General features: G+C 62.3%; 23 protein-coding genes. 12 read left to right on the forward strand and 11 right to left on the reverse strand.

All coding sequences use genetic code 11. The features are described from left to right. Positions 1–112: 112 nt before the first annotated feature. From J5274_RS15970 to petA, 3 genes are read right to left on the reverse strand one after another with little or no spacing between them, the layout of a single operon-like run. The gene (locus J5274_RS15970; protein WP_142823345.1) at positions 113–970 is read right to left on the reverse strand and encodes a cytochrome c1; all 858 of its coding nucleotides are present in this window, start codon (positions 968–970) and stop codon (positions 113–115) included. Positions 971–993: 23 nt separating this feature from the next. Beyond that, positions 994–2,316 (reverse strand): cytochrome b N-terminal domain-containing protein, encoded by a 1,323-nt coding sequence (locus tag J5274_RS15975; RefSeq protein WP_142823346.1) that lies wholly within the window; start codon positions 2,314–2,316, stop codon positions 994–996. 15 nt (positions 2,317–2,331) lie between these two features. Further along, the gene (gene petA / locus J5274_RS15980) at positions 2,332–2,910 is read right to left on the reverse strand and encodes a ubiquinol-cytochrome c reductase iron-sulfur subunit (RefSeq protein WP_142823347.1); all 579 of its coding nucleotides are present in this window, start codon (positions 2,908–2,910) and stop codon (positions 2,332–2,334) included. Positions 2,911–3,289: 379 nt separating this feature from the next. On the opposite strand from petA, the gene J5274_RS15985 reads away from it, so the two are divergent. Continuing rightward, positions 3,290–4,222 carry an endonuclease/exonuclease/phosphatase family protein gene (locus tag J5274_RS15985; RefSeq protein ID WP_219274673.1) on the forward strand — a complete coding sequence of 311 codons (933 nt, stop codon included), beginning with the start codon at positions 3,290–3,292 and terminating at the stop codon, positions 4,220–4,222. 5 nt (positions 4,223–4,227) lie between these two features. Here the strand turns inward: J5274_RS15985 and J5274_RS15990 are convergent, their stop codons facing one another. Continuing rightward, entirely contained in the window at positions 4,228–6,090 is a 1,863-nt protein-coding gene (locus J5274_RS15990; RefSeq protein WP_142823349.1) for an ABC transporter ATP-binding protein, read from the reverse strand. Between the two features lie 256 nt (positions 6,091–6,346). On the opposite strand from J5274_RS15990, the gene J5274_RS15995 reads away from it, so the two are divergent. Next, a complete protein-coding gene (locus tag J5274_RS15995; RefSeq protein WP_219274674.1) occupies positions 6,347–7,327 on the forward strand; it encodes an acyltransferase in 981 nt (326 codons plus the stop codon). Positions 7,328–7,354: 27 nt separating this feature from the next. Here the strand turns inward: J5274_RS15995 and J5274_RS16000 are convergent, their stop codons facing one another. Beyond that, positions 7,355–9,205 carry an ABC transporter ATP-binding protein gene (locus J5274_RS16000; RefSeq protein ID WP_142823351.1) on the reverse strand — a complete coding sequence of 617 codons (1,851 nt, stop codon included), beginning with the start codon at positions 9,203–9,205 and terminating at the stop codon, positions 7,355–7,357. 381 nt (positions 9,206–9,586) lie between these two features. Between J5274_RS16000 and J5274_RS16005 the strand changes: the two genes are divergently transcribed. Together J5274_RS16005 and J5274_RS16010 are read left to right on the forward strand one after the other, a co-directional pair. Continuing rightward, positions 9,587–10,048, forward strand: a complete 462-nt coding sequence (locus tag J5274_RS16005; RefSeq protein ID WP_142823352.1) for a tRNA (cytidine(34)-2'-O)-methyltransferase — start codon at positions 9,587–9,589, stop codon at positions 10,046–10,048. A 201-nt stretch (positions 10,049–10,249) separates the two neighbouring features. Beyond that, positions 10,250–11,896: a Na/Pi cotransporter family protein gene (locus J5274_RS16010; RefSeq protein ID WP_142823353.1), complete on the forward strand. Its 1,647-nt coding sequence runs from the start codon at positions 10,250–10,252 to the stop codon at positions 11,894–11,896. Between the two features lie 68 nt (positions 11,897–11,964). Here the strand turns inward: J5274_RS16010 and J5274_RS16015 are convergent, their stop codons facing one another. Then, the gene (locus J5274_RS16015) at positions 11,965–12,222 is read right to left on the reverse strand and encodes a hypothetical protein (RefSeq protein WP_142823354.1); all 258 of its coding nucleotides are present in this window, start codon (positions 12,220–12,222) and stop codon (positions 11,965–11,967) included. Positions 12,223–12,395: 173 nt separating this feature from the next. On the opposite strand from J5274_RS16015, the gene hemF reads away from it, so the two are divergent. Next, positions 12,396–13,304 (forward strand): oxygen-dependent coproporphyrinogen oxidase, encoded by a 909-nt coding sequence (hemF, locus tag J5274_RS16020; protein WP_142823355.1) that lies wholly within the window; start codon positions 12,396–12,398, stop codon positions 13,302–13,304. An 83-nt stretch (positions 13,305–13,387) separates the two neighbouring features. Next, positions 13,388–13,657 (forward strand): hypothetical protein, encoded by a 270-nt coding sequence (locus J5274_RS16025; RefSeq protein WP_111222682.1) that lies wholly within the window; start codon positions 13,388–13,390, stop codon positions 13,655–13,657. A 66-nt stretch (positions 13,658–13,723) separates the two neighbouring features. On the opposite strand, the gene J5274_RS16030 is transcribed toward J5274_RS16025, so the two are convergent. From J5274_RS16030 to J5274_RS16040, 3 genes are read right to left on the reverse strand one after another with little or no spacing between them, the layout of a single operon-like run. Beyond that, positions 13,724–14,974 (reverse strand): CCA tRNA nucleotidyltransferase, encoded by a 1,251-nt coding sequence (locus J5274_RS16030; protein WP_142823356.1) that lies wholly within the window; start codon positions 14,972–14,974, stop codon positions 13,724–13,726. Then, the gene (locus tag J5274_RS16035; RefSeq protein WP_142823357.1) at positions 14,971–15,606 is read right to left on the reverse strand and encodes a CoA pyrophosphatase; all 636 of its coding nucleotides are present in this window, start codon (positions 15,604–15,606) and stop codon (positions 14,971–14,973) included. The genes J5274_RS16030 and J5274_RS16035 overlap by 4 nt, the downstream gene beginning before the upstream one ends. Next, positions 15,599–16,225 carry a DUF1285 domain-containing protein gene (locus tag J5274_RS16040; RefSeq protein ID WP_142823358.1) on the reverse strand — a complete coding sequence of 209 codons (627 nt, stop codon included), beginning with the start codon at positions 16,223–16,225 and terminating at the stop codon, positions 15,599–15,601. Before J5274_RS16040 ends, J5274_RS16035 begins: the two co-directional genes overlap by 8 nt. Before the next feature lie 160 nt (positions 16,226–16,385). Between J5274_RS16040 and J5274_RS16045 the strand changes: the two genes are divergently transcribed. From J5274_RS16045 to J5274_RS16065, 5 genes are read left to right on the forward strand one after another with little or no spacing between them, the layout of a single operon-like run. Further along, a complete protein-coding gene (locus J5274_RS16045; RefSeq protein ID WP_142823359.1) occupies positions 16,386–17,399 on the forward strand; it encodes a MoxR family ATPase in 1,014 nt (337 codons plus the stop codon). A gap of 14 nt (positions 17,400–17,413) precedes the next feature. Continuing rightward, complete coding sequence (locus J5274_RS16050) at positions 17,414–18,334, forward strand: DUF58 domain-containing protein (protein ID WP_142823360.1); 921 nt, start codon at positions 17,414–17,416, stop codon at positions 18,332–18,334. Next, positions 18,331–21,156, forward strand: coding sequence for a DUF4159 domain-containing protein (locus tag J5274_RS16055; RefSeq protein WP_142823361.1), 2,826 nt, complete (start codon positions 18,331–18,333; stop codon positions 21,154–21,156). The genes J5274_RS16050 and J5274_RS16055 overlap by 4 nt, the downstream gene beginning before the upstream one ends. 1 nt (position 21,157) lies before the next feature. Further along, positions 21,158–23,227, forward strand: coding sequence for a hypothetical protein (locus J5274_RS16060; protein WP_142823362.1), 2,070 nt, complete (start codon positions 21,158–21,160; stop codon positions 23,225–23,227). 2 nt (positions 23,228–23,229) lie between these two features. Continuing rightward, entirely contained in the window at positions 23,230–23,658 is a 429-nt protein-coding gene (locus J5274_RS16065) for an N-acetyltransferase (protein ID WP_142823363.1), read from the forward strand. Positions 23,659–23,667: 9 nt separating this feature from the next. On the opposite strand, the gene J5274_RS16070 is transcribed toward J5274_RS16065, so the two are convergent. Further along, on the reverse strand, positions 23,668–24,237 hold the full coding sequence (locus tag J5274_RS16070; RefSeq protein WP_202617111.1) for a GNAT family N-acetyltransferase: 570 nt from the start codon (positions 24,235–24,237) through the stop codon (positions 23,668–23,670). A 198-nt stretch (positions 24,238–24,435) separates the two neighbouring features. Here J5274_RS16070 and J5274_RS16075 point away from each other — a divergent pair, with 198 nt between their 5' ends. Then, on the forward strand, positions 24,436–25,413 hold the full coding sequence (locus J5274_RS16075; protein WP_142823364.1) for a glutathione S-transferase family protein: 978 nt from the start codon (positions 24,436–24,438) through the stop codon (positions 25,411–25,413). 10 nt (positions 25,414–25,423) lie between these two features. On the opposite strand, the gene J5274_RS16080 is transcribed toward J5274_RS16075, so the two are convergent. Continuing rightward, positions 25,424–25,912, reverse strand: coding sequence for an NUDIX domain-containing protein (locus J5274_RS16080; RefSeq protein ID WP_219274675.1), 489 nt, complete (start codon positions 25,910–25,912; stop codon positions 25,424–25,426). Positions 25,913–26,002 lie beyond the last annotated feature (90 nt).

The raw sequence follows: 26,002 nt of genomic DNA on the forward strand, positions 1-26,002 counted from the left end.
GCCAGCCATGTCCAGCCGAAAGCGTAATCGTCATTGCGCAAGCAGAGACAGCTTCGAACCTAGCAATGACGAGGCCGCCCGAGGCGGCATCGTCTTAAACCTATTGTCCTTCTTAGTGCTCGGTCTTGGCGTAGACCGACCGCTTTACCAGATAGATCAGGACGGTGAAGATCAGCAGGAACACCATGACCATGAAGCCGGTGTGCTTGCGCTCCTCCAGATGCGGCTCGGCGGCCCACATCAGGAAGGAAGAGACATCGCGGGCGTACTGGTCGACCGTCTGGGGCGATCCGTCGTCATAGGTCACCTGGCCATCCGACAGCGGCTTCGGCATAGCCAGCACGGCTGCCGCATGGAAGTACGGATTGTAGTGCCCGTTCGGCGGCACCTGGAAACCGGCCGGCGGTTCCTCGTAGCCTGTCAGCAGCGAGTATATGTAATCCGGCCCGCTCTCCTGATACTGCGTGAAAATATCGAAGACGAACCCCGGGAAGCCGCGCTCGACCTCACGCGCCTTGGCAAGCAGCGAGAAGTCCGGCGGTGCGGCACCGTGGTTGGCAGCCTCAGCCGCTTCCTTGTTGGGAAAAGGCGACGGGAAATGGTCGGATGGAACAGCCTTCCGGGTGTACATCTCCCCTTGCGCGTTCGGTCCGTCCTGCGTCTCGTAGTTGGCGGCGAAGGTCTTAATCTGCGCCTCCGAATAGCCGAGATCGCTGAGCGTGCGAAACGGCACGAGGCTCATCGAATGGCAGGCGGAACAGACCTCGGCATAGACCTTAAGCCCACGCTGCAGCTGCGCCTTGTCGTAGTAGCCGAAGGGACCGGCGAACGTCCATTTTTGCTCCCGCGGCTCCTTGAGCGGATAGACCGGTGTTGCCTCGGCGGGCGGCTTGGTGTCCTCGGCATGAAGCGCCGTGCCTGCGCCGGCGAGGAGTGCCAGCGTCAGAAAGCCGGCAGCAAACTTGCTCATCATCGTCTTCCCCATCGCCACGCTCATGCCCCGACCACGACCGCTGGAGCGGACTTGCGGTTCTGCTTCTCGAGTACCGCCTCGGTGATCGAGTTCGGTATTCGTCGCGGTGTCTCGACCAGGCCGAGGACCGGCATGATCACCAGGAAGAAGCCGTAGTAGAAGAGTGTCCCGAACTGCGAGTAGGCGACGTAATTGCCCCTGAGGTCGCCATGGAACAAGAGGCCGAAAAGCCCGGTCCCCTCCGCCGGCATAGCTCCGAGCCAACCGAGGAAGATTGCGTTGGCGACGAACAGCCAGAAGCACACCTTGTACCAGGGACGGTAGACAGCCGAGCGAACCTTCGACGTATCGAGCCACGGCACGAAAAACAGCACCAGGATCGCGCCGAACATGGTGAGCACGCCGGCCAGCTTCGAGTCGATGGGCCCGATGTTGAAGGTAATCGAGCGCAGCATCGCGTAGAACGGCAGGAAATACCATTCAGGCACGATATGCGCCGGCGTTTTCAGCGGATCGGCAGGAATGTAGTTGTCGGCGTGGCCAAGATAGTTCGGCAGGTAGAAGACGAAGTAGGCGTAGACCAGCAGGAACACGGATACACCGAGCGCATCCTTCATCGTCGCATAGGGCGTGAAGCGCACCGTATCCGTCTTGGTCTTGATCTCGACGCCGGTCGGGTTCGTCTGGCCCGCCACATGCAGCGCCCAGATGTGCAGCACGACGACGCCGGCGATCATGAACGGCAGCAGGTAGTGCAGCGAGAAGAAGCGGTTCAGCGTCGGATTGTCGACGGCAAAGCCGCCAAGCAGGAATTGTTGGACCCATTCACCGACGTAGGGCAGCGCAGAGAAAAAGCCGGTGATCACGGTCGCGCCCCAGAACGACATCTGGCCCCAGGGAAGCACATAGCCCATGAACCCGGCCGCCATCATCAGCAGGTAGATGATGACGCCAAGGATCCAGAGAACCTCGCGCGGTGCCTTGTAGGAACCGTAATACAGCCCTCGAGCGATGTGCAGGTAGACAGCGACAAAGAAGAACGAGGCACCGTTGGCATGCATGTAGCGCAGCAGCCAGCCATGGTTGACGTCACGCATGATCTTTTCGACGGAATTGAACGCCACGGTCGTCTCGGCGGCGTAATGCATCGCCAGAACCACGCCTGTCAGGATCTGCAGCACCAGCATGACAGCCAGCATAGCGCCGAACGTATAGGCATAGTTCAGGTTGCGCGGCACCGGATAGGCGACAAAGCTGTCATAGACCAGACGCGGCAAAGGAAGCCGCGAGTCGATCCACTTTTCAAGTCCGGTGGATGGCTCGTAGGTTGATTGACCACTCATGATTCAGTATCCCCCTCAACCGATCTTGATCACTTTGTCGGATGTAAATGCGAACGTCGGTATGGCGAGGTTCATGGGTGCGGGACCCTTCCGGATACGACCGGCAGTGTCATAGACCGACCCATGGCAGGGACAGAACCACCCGCCATATTCCCCCGACGTGCCGAGCGGCACACAGCCGAGATGGGTGCAGGAACCGATCATCACGATCCAGTTCTCCTTGCCCTTGCCGGCCGAGCGGGCGACGTCACTAGCTGGTTCTTCGGGAGGCAGGTTGGCGTTGCGCGCGACCGGATCTTTGAGATCGCCGATCGGGGCGGAATTGGCCTCGGCGATTTCTTTTTCTGTCCGGTTGCGGATGAAGACCGGTTTGCCACGCCATTTGACTGTCAACGACATGCCGGGCTCAAGGCTGGAAACATCGATTTCGACGGAAGCAAGCGCCAGTGTGGATTGATCCGGCCGCATCTGGTCGATAAATGGCCAGACGGCCGAAACGGCACCGACCACGCCGGCCATGCCGGCTGCTATATATAGAAAATCGCGCCGCGTCGGCTCGCCCAAGGTCTCGCTCTTCGTGTCGTTCTCGCTCACGCGGCCCCTCCTCTTCACGCAGAACCGCGGATGTGCCGCGGCAATCCTTCAACTCCGGCGAATCGCCCAGGCCACAATTCTGCCATAGATTTTCTCCGCCCCCAGCCGGTTTCTAAGCTTGATCGAACGCCATGTCCAGTCTTGCCAGCGGAGGTGGGCACAATGTCGCGGGCAAAACTACAGTTTTATGGGCGCATGACAGATCAAAACCGTCTACGCTTGGGGTATTGTGGTAACCGCATGAATTGCCGACGAATTCGCAAAGCAAATCCCCGCGTTGCACTGCAAAAATAACTATCGCAAACTTGCTGCGTTGCAACAACAGGGGCACCGTGCTAGTCGCTCCACAGAAGCGCCCATCCAGAGGTTACCCAGGGTCATGAGAGATACCATCTACTGCGTGATATCGGTGGTGACCACCTGCATTCTCGGCATCCTGGCGGCCCGTTATGTCACGCACCTGTGGATCCTCGCCTTCTTCGAGAGCCTGCAGACCCACATCGGCATCGCCTGCATTGTCGGAGCGCTGCTGGCGCTTGCCGTGCGTCGCCACTGGTACGCCATCGCCATGCTGGTCGTGGCGATCGCCATCACCGGTCATTCGATCGTCCTGCTTCAGGCCCGCGCAGAAACGCCGGCTCCCGCTGACGCGCAGCCATCCTACCGGCTGCTGTCTTTCAACATCGACGGCGACAATTTCGCCAATTCGGAAAAAATTGCCGATCTCGTTCTCAACTCCAAGGCCGATGTCGTGGAAATGTTCGAGGCGCCGCCGATGCTGTCGCAGATGACGCGACTGGCTGCCATCTATCCATACCGCATCGGCTGCGGCGTGATGGAGGACAATTGCGACAGCCTGTTGATGTCCAAACGCCCGTTCCTCTCGCAGTCGATTGGTAGCCTCAGCGGGTTGTGGAGAAACCGGTTCATTCTGGCGACCATCGACATCGATGGCCAGAAGATCGCCTTCGCCTCCGCCCATCTGAGCAAACCCTATTTCGACGACTTCCATGCCGACGAACTGGCTGCCCTGTCCGACGACTTGAACGCGGTCGGCGAACCGCTGCTGCTCGCCGGCGATTTCAATGCGGCCGTGGTCGAACCAGACATGCAGGCGTTTCTCCGCCGCAGCAATCTGGCCCACGTTTTCCCGGAGCCCGCGACCTGGCCGATCGAGACCGGCGCCTTAGGTATCGCCATCGATCACGTGTTTGCGAGGCCGCCGCTGCAGCTGAAATCCGTGCGTCGGATCGAGGATGCCATGGGGTCAAACCACTACGGGCTCATCACCGACTTCACCATCGCCCGTTAGCCCGACTATTCCGCGTCGACGGCAATGAAGCCTCCCGATTGCCTCGCCCAGAGCTCGGCGTAGAGGCCGTTGCGCGAGAGCAGTTCCGCGTGGCTGCCATCCTCGATTATCCGCCCCTTCTCGATGACAACGAGGCGGTCGAGGGCTGCAATCGTCGACAGCCGATGGGCGATTGCCAGAACCGTCTTGCCCTCCATCATCGCCAGCAGATTGGACTGCAAGGCTGCCTCCACTTCGGAATCCAGTGCCGAGGTCGCCTCGTCGAGCACCAGGATCGGCGCATCCTTGAGCATGACCCTGGCAATGGAGATGCGCTGACGCTGGCCGCCGGACAGCTTGACCCCACGCTCACCGACATGGGCGGAGAAGCCTTTGCGGCCATTCTGGTCCTCGAGATCGGCGATGAATGTGTCCGCCTCGGCCCGCCTGGTAGCCTGAAGCAGCAGGTCGGCGCCCGCATCAGGCCGACCAAACAGGATGTTGTCGCGGATGGAGCGGTTGAGCAGCGCCGTATCCTGCGTCACCATGCCTATAGCCGCGCGCAGCGATTCCTGGGTGACGCCGGAAATATCCTGACCGTCGATCAGGATGCTGCCGGCTTCCAGATCGTAAAAACGCAGCAGCAGGTTAACCAGCGTCGTCTTGCCGGCACCGGAGCGGCCGACGATACCGACCTTTTCACCAGGCTTGATGACCAGCGAGAAATCTTCGATTACGCCGCTGCCGCGCCCATAATGAAACCTGACCTTCTCGAAGCGAATCTCCGGCCGCGACACCACCAGCGCCTTTGCGTCCGGCCGGTCGACCAGCCCGATCGGCTGAGAGATCATCTCCGCGGCGTTCTGGATGGTCCCCAGATTGCGCATGATCGAGTTGAACTGCGTCATCATCCGGCCGAACAACATGTTGAGGCGCAGCACCATGCTGAGCGTAAAGGCCACCCCGCCCGTCGTGATTGTCCCGGAGAGCCAAAGCTGGATCGCAAAGGCGGCAATGCTGGTGATCATCACACCCGACAGCAAGGCGAGCGACGAGCGCACCCCGGTCAACAGCCGCGTGAAAGGCATGACCGCCGCCTGGAAGCGGTCGAAGCCGTCGCGGATATAGAGATCGTTGCGGTCCTCGCGGCCGAAGAGCTTGAGTGTCTGGATATTGGCGTAGGCATCGACCATGCGGCCGTTGAGCATCGACGAGGCCTCGGCGGCATCGCGGGCATGGCGACGGATGCGCGGTACGAAAAAGCGTGCCAGCAGGCAGAACATGCCGATCCAGACGGCAACGATCAGCGCCAGCCTCCAGTCGAGCCCGCCGACAAGGGCTACCGTGGACGCCGCATAGATGATGATGAACCACACCACCTGCAGCAACGACACCACGAGATCGCCGGTCGACTGGCCGGCAGACCAGACTTTGGTGACGATCCGCCCGGAAAAGTCGTTCTGGAAGAAGCTCAGCGATTGGCGGGCGACATGCACATAGGCCTGCCAGCGAACCAGGTTCAGAAAGCCCGGCACGACCACCTGCTCCTCGACCAGTGCACCAAGGCTGACGACGATGAAACGCACGACGAGCACGACGAAAACCATGCCCAGCAACGACCAGCCGTGACCGGACAGAAGCCCGTGCCAGCCATCGCCTTTGGGAACCGTGTCGAGGATGTCAACGAGATGGCCGACGAACCAGAACAGCGCCGCCTCGAGCATCGCCACGGCACCACCGAGCACTGCCATCGCCAGAAACGGCCCTTTGGCCTGGCGGACATAGTACCAGATGAACGCGTAAAGCGACTGCGGCGGCCGCAGTTCGTCATTGCGATAGAACGGATCGAGCCATGTCTCGAAAAGGCGGACGACGGTGCGGATCAACATGTGTGCGATATAGGCAGTTTTCTACGGAGGGCAAAGGGTTGGTTCGCCCCAAGTGTCTGCACGTCCGTCACGTTGGCGACCGCCTTTCCGCTCGGGAGCAGCCGGCGAACGCAGCGTGATTTTGCCCCCTTTCGGCACAAATTCGCGGGCAGACAATCAGTCGGACATCGAGAGTTCACCAAAACCTGACAATGACGCTTGCACTCGAGCGGCACGCAAACGAAGACGACCTGCCCATCCTCGAGGAGATTTGCCGATGGCCGACGAAATCCTACTCGCCAGGCCAGACCGCAACACCTCCATAGATGCGATGCGCTATGTGTTCTCGTTCGTTATCGTTCTGCTGCATTGCCTGCCTCCGGCGCAGCATCCGCCTCACCCCGCATGGGCAGCACTCGTCGCCATCGCCTGTCGCGTTTCGGTGCCGTTCTTCCTCATCACCAGCGGCTATTTCCTGAAACCCTTGGCGAGGCTCGATCTATCGGTGGTCTTCAAGCCGCTGAAACGCCTGCTGCCGATCTACCTGTTCTGGATGTTCGCCTACTTCGTCTTCCTGCAAATCTGTCCGATCCAGCAATGGTCATTCGGCCCGCGCGACCTGATCTCTGGAGGCACCGCTTTCCACCTCTGGTTTCTGCCGGCACTGGGACTTGCGCTGGTGCTGGTATCGGCGGGGACGAGCCTCATCGGCATCAGGGCCACGGGCGCCCTATGCGTCGTCCTTGCAGCCATTGGCGTGATTTTCAGCAGCTATCACAATGTGCTTCACATGCCAGGCAGTCCTCAACGCGGAGGCCTGTTCATAGCACCGCTGTTCGTCTACCTCGGCCTCTGCGCCAAGGTCGGAAACTGGAGGCTGGGCAGATGGGCGGTCCCGGCGATCTGTCTCTCCTACATTGGCCTCATCCTGGAGGAATGGATGATCTACCGCGTTTCAAATGCAGCCGTTTTCATCAGCCACGACTTCACCATCGCCACCTATCTGGTCGGCCTGACGTGTTTTCTCGGGGTGCGCCAGATACCGCGTTCACAGTTTGTGGATCGGCTCGCGTGGTCTGGCCGGATCAGCCTGACTGTCTACGCAAGCCACGTCTTTTTCCTCTGGCTGCTCGCACCCGTCCTAGGCAACGATGAAATCTGGAGGGTCGGGATCCTGACCCTCCTGTGCTTCGGGCTGGCAACGCTCCTGAGCCTTGCGCTCATGCGCGTTCCGGGCCTGCAGCGCGTCATCGTATGACGACGCGCTGCCTTGTCGTTACCGCGCCTATTCCGCAGCCGCTTCCGTCGAATGGTCGGCGAGGAAGCCGCCGGACTGGCGGTTCCAGAGATCGGCGTAGATGCCGCCCCGGGTGATCAGGTCGGCATGGCTGCCGGTCTCGATCAGCTTGCCCTTGTCGAGAACCACGACCCGATCCATCTCCGTCAGCGTCGACAGCCGGTGGGCGATGGCGATGACCGTCTTGCCCTGCATCAGCGCGAACAGGTTCTCCTGGATGGCCGCCTCGACTTCGGAATCGAGTGCCGAGGTCGCCTCGTCGAGGATCAGGATCGGTGCATCCTTGAGGAACACCCGGGCAATCGCCACCCGCTGACGTTGGCCGCCGGAGAGCTTGACGCCACGCTCGCCGACCTGCGCATCGAGACCCCTGCGGCCGTTCAAGTCGACGAGGTTCTCGATGAACTCCCATGCATTGGCACGCTTGGTCGCCTCAATGATCTCAGCGTCGGTGGCATCCGGGCGACCGTAGGCGATGTTATCGCGGATGGAGCGGTGCAGCAGCGACGTATCCTGCGTCACCACGCCGATCAGCGCACGCAGGCTCTCCTGCGTCACGCCGGCGATATCCTGCCCGTCGATGGTGATCTTCCCGGACTCCAGTTCGTAGAAGCGCAGCAGCAGGTTCATCAGCGTCGTCTTGCCTGCGCCGGAGCGCCCGACAAGGCCGATCTTCTCGCCGGCATGGATATCCAGCGTCAGATCCTCGATCACACCCTTCGCCTTGCCGTAATGAAAGCGGATATGATCGAAGCGGATTGCGCCCTTCTGCGCCACCAGCGTCGGAGCCGAAGGCCGGTCGATGATGTCGTGCTTCTTGGTCATCATCTCCATGCCGTCATAGACCGTGCCGATATTCTCGAACAGCGCCGAGACTTCCCACATGATCCACTGCGACATGCCGTTGACGCGCATCGCCAGGCCGATGGCGATCGCGATCGAGCCGACCTCGATGGCGCCGTTCAGCCAGAACCATATGGAAATCGCCGAGATGACGAAGAGTGCCACGCAGTTGTTGATGTAGACCGATGCCTGGAAGAGGCTGACGTAGCGCATCTGCCCGTAAACCGTCTGCAGGAACAGATCCATGCCCGCCTTGGCATAGGACTCCTCGCGGCCGGCATGGGAGAACAGCTTGACGGTCGCGATATTGGTGTAGCTGTCGACGACACGACCGGTCATGGTCGAGCGCGCGTCGGCCTGCGTCGCGGCGATCTTGCGCAGCTTCGGGACAAAGAAGCTGACGATGCCGATGTAGATCGCCAGCCAGACCAGCAGCGGCAGCAGCAGCCGCCAGTCCGCTGTTCCGACGATGACGATCATCGTGATGATGTAAGTGACGACATAGACGAAAACGTCGAGCAGCTTCATCACCGTTTCGCGCACGGCAAGCGACGTCTGCATCACTTTGGTGGAAACGCGTCCGGCAAATTCGTTGGCAAAGAACGTCATGCTGTGGCGCAGCAGGAACCGGTGCATCTGCCACCTGGCGATCATCGGATAGTTGCCGAGCAACACCTGGTGCATGATGATGGAGTCCAGCACGGCTGCGACCGGCAGGCCTACGAGCACCATCGCCGCCATCCAGAAAAGCGTGGCGCCTTCCGTCTGCAGGAACGTTGCCTTGTCGGCATGCGACAGCCAGTCGACGATCTGGCCAAGAAACCGGAAAAGCGTGACCTCGCCGATGGCGATCAGCATCGTCAGGACGCCCATGGCGGCAAGCCAGGGGGCTGCAGGCTTTGTGTAGTGCCAACAGAAAGCAAACAGCCCGTGCGGCGGAACACTGGGTTCCTCGCTCGGGAATGGGTTCAGACGCCGTTCAAACCAGCCAAACATAAAATGCTCCAGAAACGTCGAAGCCGCATCCCGCCGCTGCGTCCAATGGTTTCGCAGCGTCATATGGGAGCGGTCGCGGAAAGAACGAGGCCGTATCAGCCGCGCGATGGTTCAGAAAGGGAGAAAGTCGTCAGATCCTGACGGAGACAACCGGATGAAACACCGGCGTACGCACCGGGAGACGAACAGCCAAAAATCGATCCATTAGCGCCTCCTGCTGGTTTGCGTTGTGAACAAGGCGTCTTTTATCGCAAAAGCGACGGCTGCAAAAGCCCCTAAGACGGCGCGAACATGCAGAACTTGCAATGGGACTCATCAGAGACGTTGATGACCGCACATTTCAGTTGCGGGTTTTGCTGCCGATCGGATAGTCGAGGAGCCATGACCGCCCTGCACATCGCCCTCTACCAGCCGGATATCGCCGGCAACACCGGCACGATCCTACGGCTTGCCGCCTGTCTCGATCTTGCCGTCGACATCATAGAGCCCGCCGGCTTCGACATCTCCGACCGCAACCTCAAGCGCGCCGGCATGGACTATCTCGCCGCGGTCTCCCTGACCCGTCATATCAGCTGGACGCATTTCGAAGCCTGGCGACGCGGCACCGGGCGCCGCCTGATCCTTGCCTCGACGAAGGCCGCGGACCGCTACACCGATTTCGTCTTCCACTCCGACGACATCCTGCTGTTCGGTCGGGAAAGCGCCGGCGTTCCGGATGCGGTCCACGAGGGAGCCGATGGTCGCATCCTCATCCCGATGGTAGAGGGCCAGCGGTCCATCAATGTTGCGATGTCGGCGGCAATGATCGCGGGCGAGGCGTTGCGCCAGACACGCTGGGCCTGAGGGCGCGCTGTCACCAGTGACGCAAATTTGACCTTTAGATGTCGCTACAAGCGTTGATTTGCAGCGGGTTTTGTCCATATAATAGTTAGCCGACGAGCAAACTTTGCCGGGTGCGGCTCTTTCCAGCGCTGAAATTACGTGCCTTTTCAGTCTCCGGTCGATGCCGGAACCCTACGGCATGAGAAGGAAATCCCGCGAAAAATGGACTCAACCACGGTCATGATCAACCTGTTCGGCGCAGTGGCATTGCTGCTGTTCGGCCTGTCGCAGGTAAAGGACGGCGTCACCCGCGCTTTCGGTGCCCGCCTGCGGACCGGGCTGGCGACCGGGACACGCAGCAGCGGCCGTTCCTTCGTCTCCGGCTTCGTCGCGACGATCGCGCTGCAGAGTTCGACCGCGACCGCGCTAATGGTCGCGTCTTTCGTCGAACGTGACCTGGTGATCCCGTCCATGGCACAGATCGTGCTGCTCGGCGCCAATGTCGGCACCGCCGTGACCGCATGGATCGTGGCAACCGGCATCGAATGGCTGTCGCCGCTGATCATACTGATCGGCATCGTCCTCTACCGCCGCTCGTCGAGCAATCAGCAGGGCGCAGGCACGGCGCTGATCGGCATCGGCCTGATGCTGCTGTCGCTGCAGCTACTGAGCATGGCAACGGCACCGATCCGCGAATCCCAGGCGCTTGCCGCCTTCATCGGCCTGCTCGACGGCGCCCTGCCGGTCGCGTTGATCTTCTCGGCCGCCCTCGCCTTCATCTCGTCGTCCAGCCTTGCCGTTGTCGTGCTGATCCTGTCGCTCGCCTCCACCGGCATCCTGTCGCCCGCTCTCTCCATTGTCCTGGTGCTCGGCGCCAACCTTGGCGGCGCCGTTCCGCCCGTCGTCGCGACCATGTCCGGTCCCGCAACCGCCCGCCGCGTGACGCTTGGCAACCTCATCGTGCGTGCCATCGGCTGCGCCATTGCCATGCCATTGGCCGGCCACGCTGGCGCCCTTCTGCAAGGCCTCGGCTTTGTGCCCGCAAAACTGCCCGTCGACGCGCATCTGATGTTCAACATCGCGCTTGCCGCCCTCGCCTGGCCGTTTTCTCCCCTGATTTCAAGGCTGATGCTGCGGCTGGTGCCTGCCGATGCCGCGACCGATGACAGCCCGAGGTTCCTCGACGAACAGGCTCTCGGCACGCCTGTGGTTGCCGTCGCCAGCGCAACCCGCGAAGTTCTGGCCGTCGGCGATCTCATCGAACGCATGTTGATCCGCACGCAGACCGCATTCGATAACAACGACCTGGCATCGTTGAAGGAAATCCCGCTGCTGGAAAAGCGCGTCGACCGGCTGCAGCAGGAAGTCAAGGTCTACCTCTCCAGGCTCGGCCGTGGCGGGCTCGACGAGGAAACCAGCCGCCGATCGATCGTCATCATCGACTACGCCATCAATCTCGAACATATCGGCGATATCATCGAGAAAGGCCTTTCGGAGCAGGTGGCAAAGAAGATCGCCCACGGCCTCGCCTTTTCCGACGACGGCTTTGCCGAGCTGCAGCGCCTGTTCACCATGACCATCGACAATCTGAGGGTAGCCCAGACGATCCTCGTGACGCGCGATTTCAATCTCGCCCGCCAAATGATGGAAGTGAAGGTCGATGTCCGCCGGCTCGAGAAGCAGTCTTCGGATCGCCATATCGCCCGGCTGCGTGACGGTCGAATGGACAGCCTGCAGACCAGTTCGCTGCATCTGGACATGCTGCGCGACCTCAAGCGGATCAATGCCCACATCGTCTCCGTCGCCCACCCCATCCTCGATGAAAGCGGCCTGCTGATCGAAAGCCGCTTGCTGAACGCAGCTGAGTGATAGCTAGCGGGATGAGCCTGGAAATCGGTACTAACGAATGAGCGTCAAACGCCGGCGCAAAAAAGCGATCAGTCTGCGGTCGGCAGGCGGCGCATGGTGAATTCGATGCGGTCGCCCTCGACCTGTCGCCAGCTTTCGACTTCCGTCCAGTAGGCAGCCTTCGGAAAATCGTCGAACCATTGGCGGGCTTTTTCGCGCGCGTCGGGGCGGCTGAGGCAATAGGTTTCGCGCACGAAATCTCCCTTGCCGCCGGCAAGCTTGCTGCGGCGGTGGCGGTCGATCTGGCGCTTGAGCCCATCAAGGGGCGGCGATCCCGTAATCTTCATGATAAACCTTGCCTTTGCGCCCAAGATAATACCAGACGGTTCATTTTGCGAGTCGATTATGCCGGTGTTCAAGCGGGGGATGCTGGCTGCCACCTTGCTTTGCTGTTATGCAAAAACCGATTTTGAAGGCCGTGCGAGTCGTGGCCGCTGCACACATGGCACCGGAGATACTTATGGAAAGACCACAGCTTCCAACCGGATTGCCTGACGACATCGAGGACAAGAAGCTTGCTGCGCGCGGCTGGTTTGAAAGCCTGCGCGACACGATCTGCGCGGAATTCGAGGCGCTGGAAGACGAGTTGACTGGCCCGCTTGCCGACCAGGAACCGGGCCGCTTCGTTGCCAAGGACTGGCAGCGCGAAAGCGATGGCGGCGGCGGCAGGATGTCGATGATGGAAGGCCGCGTTTTCGAGAAGGTCGGCGTCCACACCTCTACCGTGCACGGCGAGTTTGCCCCCGATTTTCGCAGCCAGATCCCTGGTGCCAATGAGGATCCGCGCTTCTGGGCCTCCGGCATCTCGCTCATCGCCCATCCCGTCAATCCCAACGTGCCGGCCGTGCACATGAACACCCGCATGGTGGTCACGACCAGCCGCTGGTTCGGCGGCGGCGCCGACTTGACACCCGTCCTTGATAACCGGCGAACACAGGAAGATCCCGATAGCCAGCTTTTCCATCGTGCCATGGAGATCGCCTGCGGCCGTCATAAGGTTGCAGACTATCCACGCTATAAAGCCTGGTGCGAGGAGTATTTCTTCCTGAAGCACCGAAACGAATCACGCGGCATCGGCGGGATTTTCTACGACTGGCTTCATTCGAGCGAGGAGGACGGCGGCTGGGAGGCCGACTTTACCTTCACGCGCGATGTCGGAAGGGCGTTTTCGATGGTCTACCCGCGGATTGTAAGGTCGAACTTCAACAAGCAGTGGACAGAGCAGGACCGGGACGAACAATTGATTCGCCGCGGACGCTATGTCGAGTTCAATCTTCTGTACGACCGCGGCACGATCTTCGGCCTGAAGACCGGCGGCAATGTAGAGTCTATCCTGTCGTCCCTGCCGCCCGTGGTTCGTTGGCCCTGATGTCAACAAAACGTGAGGGTCTTACAAAGTAACGCGTTGCTACTACTTTAACTTGAACATGGTACAGTCAGAGGAGGATTGTCATGTCTACGAAGAGCAGTGCAGCCCCTACCCCGACCACAGCGAGTGCGATGGACACTCCTGATTTTATCAGGAGGCTGGCGGAGGACCAGCGCATCCGAAGCGGCTCCGATCTGCCTTTGTCCTGCTTCATCGAGCAGGTGAAGATGCAACTGAAAGGCCGGCCGGCCAACGATGTATCCCGTATTCCGCAGGACCGCATCGCCAGGCGCTCCGTCGCCCACCGCCACCAGACGTCGGAGCTTTTCAAAGCCTGGGCAATGCCTGAATAGGCTGAGCGGGCTGTGACACCATCATCGGGCGCAGCTTCCGCAGTGAAGCGGAGGCTGCCCTGAAAATCAGACCATTTCTCGCAGCCGCGACAGCAGGGTCGCCTTGTCGGTCGCAAAATTCTCTTCGACCCACTGGCGTTCAAGATCGCCCAGCACCTCGCCCACGCGCGGGCCGGCAGCAATTCCTGCTTTCAACGCATCGGCTCCGCTGAGAGGAAAGACCGGTTTCTGCCAGCCGCCTGCGCGGTCCAGCAGCTTGCCGATGCGTGCCGTTCGCGCCATCTCGGCGAAGTCGCCCTCCGCCTTGCCCCGCGCCACAGCAAGCGCGAGCTTCAACTTGGTGCGGATACCCTCTGTTCCATGGCCGTACAGCAATCTCTGAAACGCTGCGTCAGAGATCTCGTCGTCGATGACGGGTGCGGCGGCCCATGCGGTAAGCCTCGCCGCCTCTGCCTTCGACAGGCGCAACCGGATCGCGAGCTTTGCCAGCCTGTCGGCATCCGGCGGCACGATGGAAGCAAGCCGCAGCAATGGATCCGGCGACCAGCCAAGCGCCCGTTCGGTGGAGACAAGCGCCGGGATGGCGTCGATGCCCCATTTTTCGGTTTCCGGCAGGATATCGGTGAGCACGCTGATCTGCCGCATCCAAAGCAGCGCACGCCCCGGATCGGGTGCTCCCAGCAACTTCTTCATTTCCGACCAGATGCGCTCGGCCGACAGCGAAGCCAGTGTGCCTCGCGCCCCGGCGCAGGCCCTGAGGCCCGCCGCGTCTGGCCGGCCGGTGCCATAGAAGGCAAAGAAACGGAAAAAGCGCAGGATGCGTAAATGATCCTCGGCGATCCGCGTTGCCGGCTCGCCGATGAACCGGATGGTCCTGGTCTCTATGTCCGCGAGGCCGCCAACGAGATCGATGACCTCGCCGCTAGCCGTTGCATAGAGCGCATTGATCGTCAGGTCGCGGCGTTCGGCATCCGCCTGCCAGTCCGTGCTGAAAGCCACTTCGGCATGACGCCCGTCGGTCTCGACGTCCCGGCGCAAGGTCGTCACCTCGAACGGCTTGCCATCGATCACCAGCGTCACTGTGCCATGCGCTATGCCGGTCGGTACGGCCTTGATGCCGGCCGCTTTGGCGCGGGCCACGACGGCGTCCGGCAGCAGCGTCGTCGCGATGTCGATGTCGGCGACATCGAGCCCCATCAGGCTGTTGCGGACTGCCCCGCCAACGATGCGCGCCTCGCCGCCGTCGCTGTTCAGCAGCGCCAGAACCTGTCCGAGCGCCGCATCCGCAAACCACGTCTCTCCGGCAACAGTCGTCATGCGTAAAGCCTCTCGTACAATGTCCGGACGATCCCGGCGGTAATGCCCCAGATCATCCATTGACCGTAGGGCATGCGGTAGAAATGACGCTCGCTGCCCTTCCACTCCATGCTGTCGCGCATGTGGTGCGTCGGGTCCATCAGAAACGACAGAGGCACTTCGAACGCATCCTCGACCTCGGTCGGGCTCAGCGTCAGCTCGAAACCCGGTTTGACGACCGCAAGGATCGGCGTGATGCGGAACCCGGTCGCAGCTAGATAATGCGGCAAGCGGGCCACCGGTTCGACAAACAGATTGGCAAGGCCGATCTCCTCCTCAGCCTCGCGCATCGCGGCAGCCTCCGGCGACGCATCTTCCGGATCTATGGCGCCGCCCGGAAAGGCGATCTGGCCGGAGTGCTTGCGCAGATTTGTCGTGCGCTGCGTAAAGATGACCCGTGCGTCGTCTCCCTCGTCGATGACCGGCACCAGCACCGCGGCGTCGCGTAGCGTCATCCCCTCGACGTCGAGAATTCTCTCTCGGTTGAGAAGGTGATCGCCGTGCTCACGCCAGGCAAGCTCGACGGGGTTACCCGTCTGGTTGAGCGCGCGGCGGCGGAATTCGGCTGCCGAATAAAGCGGAAACTCACTCATCTGCCAGGGCATTCAGCGTCAGCGCCGGCATGATCGGGAAAGTCGCGCCGCCGGAGCGGACGCAGAACATCGCGACGCCGTCGATGTCGAGCGTTTCGCCGAGAGCCACCAGATCGTACATGACGGCCCGTGACACCAGCGCCTCCAGCCGGCCGCGCACATGCAGATAGGGCTTGAGTTCGTTGTTGTCGCCATGCACGACAAAGCGCAGCGGATGGTCCTCGCCTGCCTCCACGACGTCCCCAACGTTCGTCCGGAATGTCAGTAGCGGATGGCCGTCGACCTGCGTCATCGTCATCTCGACCGCCAGAAACGGCGCATCGACGACGCGGATGCCGACTTTTTCCACAGGCGTCACGAGATAGGTCTTACCGTCCTCGTCCTTGCGCAACACCGTCGAGAACAATCGCACCAGCGGCGCACGGCCGATCGGCGTCCCCATGTAGAACCAGGTACCGTCGCTGCGGATTTCCATGTCGAGATCGCCGCAGAAGGGCGGGTTCCACTTGTCGACCGGTGGAGGCCCCTTGGCGTGGTCTCCGGCATCTCCGGCGGCGCGCGAAATCAGGGCAGCCAGGCCTGCCGCGTCGGTCGTCGCGCTGATTTCCTCGGCTGCCATTGTTCCGTCCCGGTTCGTCGCTAGTTCTTGCTGTCACACGAGATAGTCATTCGAGACGCGCTTGTCAGCATTGTTGTGAGGGATAAATTCTCTTGAGTATGGGGCAAATCTGTATGAACTGCGAATCGACACACCCGTCTTTCAGCCGCCGGAGATGCACATGGGCATGATCAATTCGACAGAGGCTAGCCTCGACGACAAGGCCATGATTGCGTCTGCAGAGCGTGCGCTTGCCGATATCGCCGCAATTCGCGACCAGGTATCGAAGGTCATTTTCGGCCAGGAAAGCGTCGTCGAGAAGACTGTGCTCGCGGTTCTGGCCGGCGGTCACGCGCTGCTGGTCGGCGTTCCCGGCCTCGCCAAGACCAAGCTGGTGACGACGCTCGGCGACGTGCTCGGGCTGGGAGCCAGCCGCGTACAGTTTACCCCCGACCTGATGCCATCGGACATTCTAGGCTCGGAAGTGATGGACCAGGACGACACTGGTCGCCGTTCATTCCGCTTCCTCAAAGGCCCCATCTTCGCACAATTGCTGATGGCAGACGAAATCAACCGCGCCTCGCCCCGCACCCAGTCGGCGCTGCTGCAGGCCATGCAGGAATATCATGTGACGATCGCCGGCCAGCGCTACGACCTGCCAGCGCCCTTCCATGTGCTCGCCACCCAGAACCCGCTGGAGCAGGAAGGCACGTACCCGCTGCCGGAAGCCCAACTCGACCGGTTTCTGCTGCAGGTCGACGTCGGCTATCCGGAATTGGCCGACGAGCGCAGAATCCTGCTCGACACGACCGGCATGTCGGAAGCCAAGGCCGGCGCTGCCATCGATGCCGGCAGGCTGTCCGAAATCCAGAAGCTGATCCGCCAGATGCCGATCAGCGACAGCGTCGTCGATGCCATCCTGTCGCTGGTCCGCTCGGCCCGACCGGGCCAGGGCAATGCCACAACAGACAAGCACGTCGCCTGGGGACCGGGCCCGCGCGCCGGCCAGGCGATGATGCTCTGCACCCGCGCCCGCGCCCTCTACCAGGGTCGCCTTGCCCCGTCGCTGGACGATGTACACGCGCTCGCCGAACCGATCCTGCAGCACCGCATGGCGCTGACGTTCGTCGCCCGCGCCGAAGGCATGTCAGTGCGCGACGTCATTTCCGACTTGGTCAAGCAGGCCAGGACCTAGGGAGAGAGCGCCGCGTGGCATCCATCGGACAGATCGTCAATCCGACATCCGGCAGTGATGCCCTTTCCCGCGCCCGGCAACGGGCAGCTCTCGTCCCCGATTGCCTGGTCGAGGCGAAACGCATCGCCAACACCGTGATTGCCGGCTGGCATGGCCGCCGCAAGCGCGGTATCGGCGAGAATTTCTGGCAGTTCCGCCCCTACAGCGATGGTGAGAGCCTGTCGCGCATCGACTGGCGGCGCTCGGCCCGCGATGACCATACCTATATCCGTGACCATGAATGGGAAGCGGCGCACACCATATGGCTCTGGGCCGACATGTCGCCGTCGATGATGTTCAGGTCGTCGCTTGGTCATGTCTCCAAGGAAAGCCGGGCGCTGGTCGTCATGCTGGCACTGGCGGAAATCCTCGCCCGCTCCGGCGAGCGTATCGGCTGCCCCGGCATCATGGAACCGATTTCCGCCCGCAACGCTGCCGAAAGACTGGCAACGGCGCTGATGCACGCGCCGCTGGGCGGTGGCCTGCCGCAGACGGCGATGATCCGCGGCTGGAGCGACGTCGTGCTGATCGGCGATCTCCTCGACGATGCCGATAGCATCATGGCCCGTCTCGGCCCTCTTGCCCGGCGCGGATTGCGCGGCCATGTGGTCGAGATCGCCGACCCTGCCGAGGAAACCTTTCCCTATAGCGGCCGCACCGAGTTCACCGATCCGGAAACCGGCGAAAAGCTGGTGGCCGGCCGCGCCGAGACCATCCGCGAGGATTACCAGCGTGCCTACCTGGCGCGTCGAGACAGCCTCGGAGAGACGCTGCGCCACCTCGGCTGGACGTTCGTCACCCACCGCACCGACCACCTCGCCTCCGAGGCGCTTGTCGCCGTGCACACCTACCTGTCCGGCATGCCCACCAGAGCCACCCATGGTGGTCAGTTGTGAGCGCGCTGGGCTTTGCCTATCCGGCGATGCTGGCAGCTCTGATCGCCCTGCCGGCGATATGGTGGCTGCTGCGCATGACGCCGCCGCGCCCGCAGATAGAAGTCTTTCCGCCCCTGAAGATCCTGGCCAAGGTGCTCAGACGAGAGGAAACCCCGGCCAACAGCCCGTGGTGGCTGACGCTGCTGCGTATGCTGATGGCGGCGGCCGTGATCCTTGCAATCGCCGATCCCGTCTTCAATCCGCGCACCAACACCCTTTCCAAGGCGGGACCTCTCGTTCTGCTGATCGACAACAGCTGGGCGAGCGCTGCCGATTGGGATCGTCGCGTGCAGACCGCCGACGCGCTGATCGGCGATGCCGATGCCAGCGAGACGCCCGTCGTCATCGCGTTCACCGCCAACCAGACCAACGATGCCATCCCCGGCACCGCGATGGCAGCGCGCGACAAATTACATGCCGCAGCCCCTATGCCGCTGGTGCCGGATCGCCCCCGCGCCGTACAGGCCCTGAAGTCGGCTCTCGGTGGCGCCAAACCCGGCACGCTCGTTTTCCTGTCCGACGGGATTGCTGCTTCAGATAGAGACGATACGGTTCAGCAGCTTGCGTCCTTGGCTCCCGCAGACCTGCGCCTGCTGGAGGGCGATGCCAGTGAAGCCATCGTCCTGACCAAGGCCGCCAACGCCGCCGACGCCATGACCGTCACCGCGAGCCGCCTCGACAGCGCCGGCCCCGCCGGTTTCACGCTCAGCGCGCAAGACGCCCAGGGGCGCCCGATCGCTGCCGGCAAGCTCGCCTTTACCGCTGGCCAATCGGTCGCATCGGGCACGATCACCGCGCCCTTCGAGATGCGCAACGACTTTGCCCGGGTCAGCATCGATGGACACACGACCGCAGGCTCGGTTCATCTCCTCGACGACGGCTTCAAGCGTCGCCGCGTTGCCCTGCTCTCCGGCCAGGCCGTCGACGAGTTCCAGCCGTTGCTTTCGCCGCTCTACTATATCCAGAAGGCACTTTCGCCTTTCGCCGACCTCGTCAATCCGGAAGCAGACGATCTGGCGAAATCGATCACCGAGCTGTTGGCTGGCAATCCGTCTGTCATCATCATGGCCGACATCGGCCGCCTGCCGGCAGATGCCTATGCCCCGATGCAGCGCTGGATCGCCAATGGCGGGACGTTGATCCGTTTCGCCGGTCCGCGCCTTGCTGCAGCACCCGCCGACGATCCGCTCGTGCCTGTGATCCTGCGCCAGGGCGAGCGGGCGCTGGGCGGCGCCATGTCCTGGGCCGAGCCGCAACCGCTCGCCGACTTTCCGGCTTTCGGGCCGTTTGCCGGCATGCCAAAACCATCAAACGTGCTGGTCAAGCGTCAGGTTCTGGCTGAGCCGACGCCAGATCTGGCCGAGCGGACATGGGCAAGCCTTGCCGATGGAACACCGCTGGTCACCGAGAAAAACGTCTCCGCCGGCCGCATCGTGCTATTTCATGTCAGCGCCGAGGCGTCGTGGTCGGATCTGCCGATTTCCGGCGATTTCGTCGAGATGCTGCGCCGTATCGTGCAGATGTCCCGCTCCGGCGGCGTCACTGCCGCCGATGGCTCCGCCAAATCATCCGCCGGTACGCTGCCGCCGTATCGGCTTCTGACGGCCAAGGGTGCGCTGAACGGTGAGACCGGCAGTGCCCGGCCCCTCGACACCGGCAAGAAGGGGCCTCTGCTCGCAAGCTTCGACAACCCGCCGGGTCTCTACGGCTCGGAAGAAGGATTTACCGCATTGAATGTCCTGCCCGAGGGCGCCGAACTGAAGCCTCTCGACGCATCCGCTTCCATGGTGGTGCAGCGAGAAGGATTGATCGGCGGACAGGCATGGTCCGCCAAGCCGGTGCTGTTCACCATCGCCCTCCTGCTGCTGCTCACCGACAGCGTTGCCGTGCTGTTCATGAACGGCGCCTTCAGCGGCATCCGGCGGCTATCTCGCTCAGCCGCAAAGACCGCCGCAATTCTCGCCATCGCCTTATCCACGGCGGCTTTCCTGCACCCGGTCGACATGCGCGCCGACGATGCGAGGCCCGGCGACGACGTCATCCTGTCACGGCTCGACAAGACGCATCTGGCCTATATCGTTACCGGCGAGGACGAAGTCGATCGGATTTCCGAGCGGGGACTTGCGGGCCTCACCGACTTCCTCACCTACCGCACGACGCTCGAACCCGGACCGCCTGTCGGCGTTGATCCCGCCAAGGACGAACTGGCGCTCTTCCCCCTGCTCTACTGGCCGGTGACCTCGACCGCACCGATGCCCAGCACTGCTACGATGAACCGCATCGACGCCTACATGCGCTCCGGCGGCACGGTGCTGTTCGACACGCGCGATGCATTGAGTTCCGTCGGCGACAATTCGGCTCCCGGCCCGAACGGCGAACGGCTGCAGGCGATCCTTGCCAATCTCGACATACCGCCACTCGAGCCCGTTCCCGCCAAGCACGTGCTGACGAAATCCTTTTATCTGCTGTCGAGTTTTCCGGGGCGCTACACCGGCAGCCCGCTGTGGATCGAATCCCATCAGGACAACCGCGCCGACACCGGTACCAAGCAGGCAGCCACATCGGACGGCGTGACACCTATCATCATCACCGGCAACGATTTTGCCGGCGCCTGGGCTGTCGACGACAACGGCACACCGTTGCTGCCAACGGTGCCGCAGGACGACATGCAGCGAGAATATGCCTTCAGAACCGGCGTCAACATCATGATGTATATGCTGACCGGCAACTACAAATCCGATCAGGTCCACGTTCCGGATCTGCTGGAACGGCTGGGGCAATAGCATGACGCTGGATTTCCAACCCTTTCTCCCCTGGCCGGTCATTATAGCCTTCGCCGCGGTCGTTGCCGTCATCGCCGCCTTCGCCATCTGGCGTCGCTTGCGTGGGGCATGGCTCCGCGCACTCGCAGCCCTCGCCTTGCTGGTGGCACTCGCCAACCCGCTGCTGATGCAGGAAGATCGCGACCGGCTCTCGACCATCGTTCCCGTCATCATCGACCGCAGCCAGAGCCAGCTGACGCCCGAACGCATCAAGATGACCAACGGTGCCCTGGCGCAACTCAAAGACCGGCTGGCCGCCTTCCCGCGCATAGAGCCGCGCTATGTGGAGTCCAAGGATACGGCGGAAACCGATGCCCCGGCGACGCGGCTGTTCTCGGCGCTTGCCGGTGCCATCGGCGATGTGCCGCCGGCTCGCATCGGCGGTGCCATCTTCCTCACCGATGGCCAGATCCACGATATCCCCTCGACCGCCCAGTCGCTCGGCTTCAACGCTCCCATCCACGGGCTGATCACCGGCAAAGCCAACGAATACGACCGTCGCATCGAAGTGGTGCGCGGCCCTCGCTTCGGCATCGTCAACGAAGAACAGCAACTGACCCTGCGCGTCGTCGACGATGGCCCAAGCCCCGGCGGCGCGGCCCCCGTTACGGTGAAAATGAACGGCAACGAGATCGCCACCCTGCAGGCGACCCCCGGCCAGGAAACGCCATTCAGCTTCAAGGTGCCGCGTGCCGGCAACAATGTGCTGGAGTTTTCCGTCGCCGAACTGCCCGGCGAGATTACGCTCGCCAACAACCGCGCCGTCCACCTGATCGAGGGCATCCGCCAGAACATGCGGGTGCTGCTGGTCTCGGGCGAGCCGCATGCCGGCGAGCGCGCCTGGCGCAACCTGCTGAAATCCGATGCCTCGGTCGATCTCGTGCACTTCACCATCCTGCGTCCGCCGGAAAAGCAGGACGGTACGCCGATCAACGAGCTGTCGCTGATCGCCTTTCCGACACGGGAACTGTTCGTCGACAAGATCAAGGATTTCGACCTGATCATCTTCGACCGCTACCAGCATCGCGGCGTGCTGCCGATCCTCTACTACGACTACATCGCCCAGTACGTTCAGAACGGTGGGGCACTGCTGATTGCCGCCGGACCGGAACATGCCGGCCAGGATTCAATCGCCCTGACGCCGCTGCAATCCGTGCTCCCGGCGGAGCCGACCGGCGAGATGATCGACAAGGCCTTCTATCCCCGCCTGTCGGAGGAAGGCCGCAAACATCCAGTCACCCGCGGCCTCGACGGCTCGGATGTCGAGCCGCCGCATTGGGGCCGCTGGTTCCGCACGGTCGATGTCGAGCCGCCGCAGGGACAGACCGTGATGGTCGGTGCCGACAACCATCCGCTGCTGGTGCTGAACCGTGCCGGCGAAGGACGCGTCGCCATGCTGCTGTCCGACCAGGGCTGGCTGTGGTCACGCGGTTTCGAGGGCGGTGGCCCGAGCGTGGCGCTCTACAGGCGCATCGCCCACTGGCTGATGAAGGAACCGGCGCTCGAGGAAGAAGCGCTGACCGCCACCGCATCCGGCCGCACGCTGCAGATCACTCGCCAGACAATCGGCGACGATCCCGGCAGTGCGACGATCAAATATCCTTCCGGCAAGTCGGAGACCGTCAAGCTGGCACAGGGCGAGCCCGGCCTCTATCGTGCCGAGAAGCACACCGACGAGATCGGGCTGTTCCAGATCACCAATGGCAACTTGTCGACACTCGTCCACGTCGGCGCCGTCGATGCACCGGAATTCAAGGCGATGATCTCGACAACGGAGACGCTGAAGCCGCTGGCCAGCCAAACCAAGGGGCTGGTGACGCGCGTGGCTTCGGCCGGCGACAGCGTCGTCGTGCCGCCGGTCCTGCCGGTGCGGGGTGCAGTGCGCATCGCCGACGACCAGCGCATGAGCATCCGGCTGACAGACGAGACGGTTCTGCGCGGCATCAACACACTGCCGCTGTTTGCAGGGTTCCTCGGCCTCGCCGCCCTGCTCTTCCTGTTGACGGCGACCTGGTGGCGCGAAGGACGATAGCCATGGCAACCCTCGACCTGACCGACGCGCCTCTGGACGGCGACATGGCCGTGATCATGAGCGGGTTGATGTCGTTCAACGCATCGGACGTCGGGCCTCCCGAGCGTCGCTCGCTGGCCGTGTTCATTCGCGGAGACGACGGCAAGGTGATCGGCGGCCTGCTGGGCGTGACTGCCTGGGGCTGGCTGTTCACCCAATGGCTGTTCGTTCCCGAAGCGCTGCGTGGCCAGGGAATGGCCGGCAGGCTGCTCGCCAAGGCGGAGGCCGAAGCCCTGGAACGAGGATGCCACAGCGCTTGGATCGATACCTTCAACCCGCAGGCGCTGCGGGCCTATCAGCGCCAGGGCTATGTTGCCTTCGGTACGCTCGCCGACTTCCCGCTCGGTCGCAGCCGGACGTTCCTGCAGAAGCAGCTCGCCGTAACACCCTGATAAGCTACGCTATTCAGTCCAGCCGATGGCGCCCTTGAGCCGCGCATGCACGTCATCCGCCATCGGCACGACAAGCACCCGGCCCGGATCGACCGGCCCCGGAAAGGCAAGCGCGTTATAGGCCACCTTCTCGAAACCGAGCGGCTCGTAGTAAGGCGGATCGCCGACGAGGATGACCGCCTCCGAGCCCTTCCGCCGTGCAGCTTCGACGGCAATGCGCACCAGTTCGCGGCCGATGCCCCGGCTCTTGTGCGACGGCCGGACAGCCAGTGGGCCTAGAAGATGGCCCTTGACGCCACCCGCCATGACGGCCGTCATCCGGACGGATGCGACTGTCTCACCGTCGTCTGCACAGATGAACGACAGTGACCGGTCGTGCGGACCCTGCTCGCGGATACGCGCTGCCGCCCGGACGAACCGTCCTGGACCAAAGGCTTCTTCGTTGATGAGTTCGATGACGGCGTCGTGGGACGCGTCCTCGGTGAGGTAGACCAGATCGTGCTTGTGCATGAAACGTAACAAACCAGATGACAAAAAGGGATGGGTCTCGGAAACGCCGGATGCGGCGTTCGGGTCCATCAGCGTCGTCGCAGGTCTCTGGTTACGGTCATCGATCACAGTCCTTGAAGTGTGCCGAGGCCGATAGCAGGAAATATTTGCCTCGTCCAACGTAAAATGCGGCAAATGCGACAGCAACGGACTGTTCAATCTTTGCACGCTCGAAAATTCTGCCCGGCAGCGTATGTATCATTCTAGGCAATTCGAAAGGACGATGACATGGGCATGCTGGTTGACGGCGTCTGGCAAGACGTGTGGTACGACACCAAGGAAACCAAGGGCCATTTCAAGCGGGCTGCATCGCAGTTTCGCAATTGGGTGACCGCCGACGGAAGTGCCGGCCCATCCGGCACTGGAGGCTTCAAGGCCGAGGCCGGTCGGTATCACCTCTATGTGGCGCTCGCCTGTCCATGGGCCCACCGGGCATTGATCTTCCGCAAGCTCAAGAAGCTGGAAAACATCATTTCCGTCTCGATCGTCGATCCGCTCATGCTGGAGAACGGCTGGGAATTCAAGAACCGCGACGGCGGCACGGTCGATCACATCTTCGGCGCCAATGCCATGTGGGAGATCTACACCAGGGCGGATCCTCATTATTCCGGGCGCGTCACCGTACCCGTCCTCTGGGACACCAGGACCGGCACGATCGTCAACAACGAGTCCTCCGAAATCATCCGGATGTTCAACAGCGCTTTCGACAGTCTTACCGACGTCACGCTGGACTATTATCCGGAGCCCCTGCGGACCGAGATCGACGAGATCAACGCCATCGTCTACGACACGGTCAACAACGGCGTCTACAAATCCGGCTTTGCGACGACGCAGGACGCCTATGAAGAGCACGTGCAAAAACTCTTCGCGACCCTAGACAGTCTCGACGCCCGCCTGGGGAAAAGCCGCTACCTTGTTGGCAACACGATCACGGAAGCCGACTGGCGGCTGTTCACGACACTGGTTCGCTTCGACGCCGTCTATGTCGGCCACTTCAAGTGCAACATCCGGCGTATCGAGGACTACCGCAACCTGCCCGGCTACCTGCGCGAACTCTACCAGGTGCCGGGCATCAGTGAGACGGTCAACATGGCGCACATCAAGCGGCACTACTACGCCAGCCACAAGACCATCAATCCAACCGGCATCGTGCCTCTGGGCCCGGCACTCGATTTCAACCGGCCACACGGTCGCGGCGCGCTGTAGCGCCCGGCGCCTACCAGTAGCCGGTGGGTGCGAGGTTGCCGTTGATTTCCTGCAGCCGCCGGTGGGTGGCGGCCGTGGTCGTGGGCGGTAGGGCGTCGAGGGCGAAGAAGCCGCTCTCGACAATCTCCCAGTCAGGGTCGCGCAGCGCCGTCTGCTCGACGTCGGCGCGGTAGAAGGCCACGTGGTCACGGCGGCTGACGGAGCGGTTGAAATAGATGCCTATCAGGGTCGGTGTGCCCAGAATGGCCAAATTGCCTTCCTCCCGCAGCTCCTTGGCCAACGCCTGGTCCACGGTCTCGTGCCTTTCGACACCGCCGCCAGGCATGTACCAGCCGGGCAGGTATGAATGGCGAACCAGGAAAATTCGCCCCTCGCTGTCGAAGCAGGCAGCCCGCACCCCGAGCGTCATGCCGCGCGACAGTGCAAAATAGAGATGTGCCAGGGGGCCGGCAAGCCTGTGCTTCCACCCGCGCCCTTCCTGTACCAGGTCGTCGTCCATGCCATCCCTCTCTCAGCGGCCCGTAGGGGCGGGCCTGCCAAAACTTCCCCTTGTGCAGGCATACGAAGCATTTGATTTGAAACGAGACTG

The organism is Rhizobium sp. L51/94, from assembly GCF_019355555.1.
In the GTDB taxonomy this organism is placed as follows: Bacteria; Pseudomonadota; Alphaproteobacteria; order Rhizobiales; family Rhizobiaceae; genus Rhizobium; species Rhizobium rhododendri.

Excerpts from the sequence above, each read along its gene's own strand:
- J5274_RS16005 (WP_142823352.1), top strand. The coding sequence starts at position 9,587 with ATGACCGCCCTGCACATCGCCCTCTACCAGCCGGATATCGCCGGCAAC.
- J5274_RS16010 (WP_142823353.1), top strand. The coding sequence starts at position 10,250 with ATGGACTCAACCACGGTCATGATCAACCTGTTCGGCGCAGTGGCATTG.
- J5274_RS15970 (WP_142823345.1), bottom strand. The coding sequence starts at position 970 with ATGAGCAAGTTTGCTGCCGGCTTTCTGACGCTGGCACTCCTCGCCGGC.
- J5274_RS15995 (WP_219274674.1), top strand. The coding sequence starts at position 6,347 with ATGGCCGACGAAATCCTACTCGCCAGGCCAGACCGCAACACCTCCATA.
- J5274_RS16075 (WP_142823364.1), top strand. The coding sequence starts at position 24,436 with ATGGGCATGCTGGTTGACGGCGTCTGGCAAGACGTGTGGTACGACACC.
- J5274_RS15985 (WP_219274673.1), top strand. The coding sequence starts at position 3,290 with ATGAGAGATACCATCTACTGCGTGATATCGGTGGTGACCACCTGCATT.
- J5274_RS16080 (WP_219274675.1), bottom strand. The coding sequence starts at position 25,912 with ATGGACGACGACCTGGTACAGGAAGGGCGCGGGTGGAAGCACAGGCTT.
- J5274_RS16015 (WP_142823354.1), bottom strand. The coding sequence starts at position 12,222 with ATGAAGATTACGGGATCGCCGCCCCTTGATGGGCTCAAGCGCCAGATC.
- hemF (WP_142823355.1), top strand. The coding sequence starts at position 12,396 with ATGGAAAGACCACAGCTTCCAACCGGATTGCCTGACGACATCGAGGAC.
- J5274_RS15975 (WP_142823346.1), bottom strand. The coding sequence starts at position 2,316 with ATGAGTGGTCAATCAACCTACGAGCCATCCACCGGACTTGAAAAGTGG.
- J5274_RS16040 (WP_142823358.1), bottom strand. The coding sequence starts at position 16,225 with ATGGCAGCCGAGGAAATCAGCGCGACGACCGACGCGGCAGGCCTGGCT.
- J5274_RS16065 (WP_142823363.1), top strand. The coding sequence starts at position 23,230 with ATGGCAACCCTCGACCTGACCGACGCGCCTCTGGACGGCGACATGGCC.
- J5274_RS15990 (WP_142823349.1), bottom strand. The coding sequence starts at position 6,090 with ATGTTGATCCGCACCGTCGTCCGCCTTTTCGAGACATGGCTCGATCCG.
- J5274_RS16060 (WP_142823362.1), top strand. The coding sequence starts at position 21,158 with ATGACGCTGGATTTCCAACCCTTTCTCCCCTGGCCGGTCATTATAGCC.
- J5274_RS16035 (WP_142823357.1), bottom strand. The coding sequence starts at position 15,606 with ATGAGTGAGTTTCCGCTTTATTCGGCAGCCGAATTCCGCCGCCGCGCG.
- J5274_RS16025 (WP_111222682.1), top strand. The coding sequence starts at position 13,388 with ATGTCTACGAAGAGCAGTGCAGCCCCTACCCCGACCACAGCGAGTGCG.
- J5274_RS16000 (WP_142823351.1), bottom strand. The coding sequence starts at position 9,205 with ATGTTTGGCTGGTTTGAACGGCGTCTGAACCCATTCCCGAGCGAGGAA.
- J5274_RS16045 (WP_142823359.1), top strand. The coding sequence starts at position 16,386 with ATGGGCATGATCAATTCGACAGAGGCTAGCCTCGACGACAAGGCCATG.
- J5274_RS16030 (WP_142823356.1), bottom strand. The coding sequence starts at position 14,974 with ATGACGACTGTTGCCGGAGAGACGTGGTTTGCGGATGCGGCGCTCGGA.
- J5274_RS16070 (WP_202617111.1), bottom strand. The coding sequence starts at position 24,237 with ATGGACCCGAACGCCGCATCCGGCGTTTCCGAGACCCATCCCTTTTTG.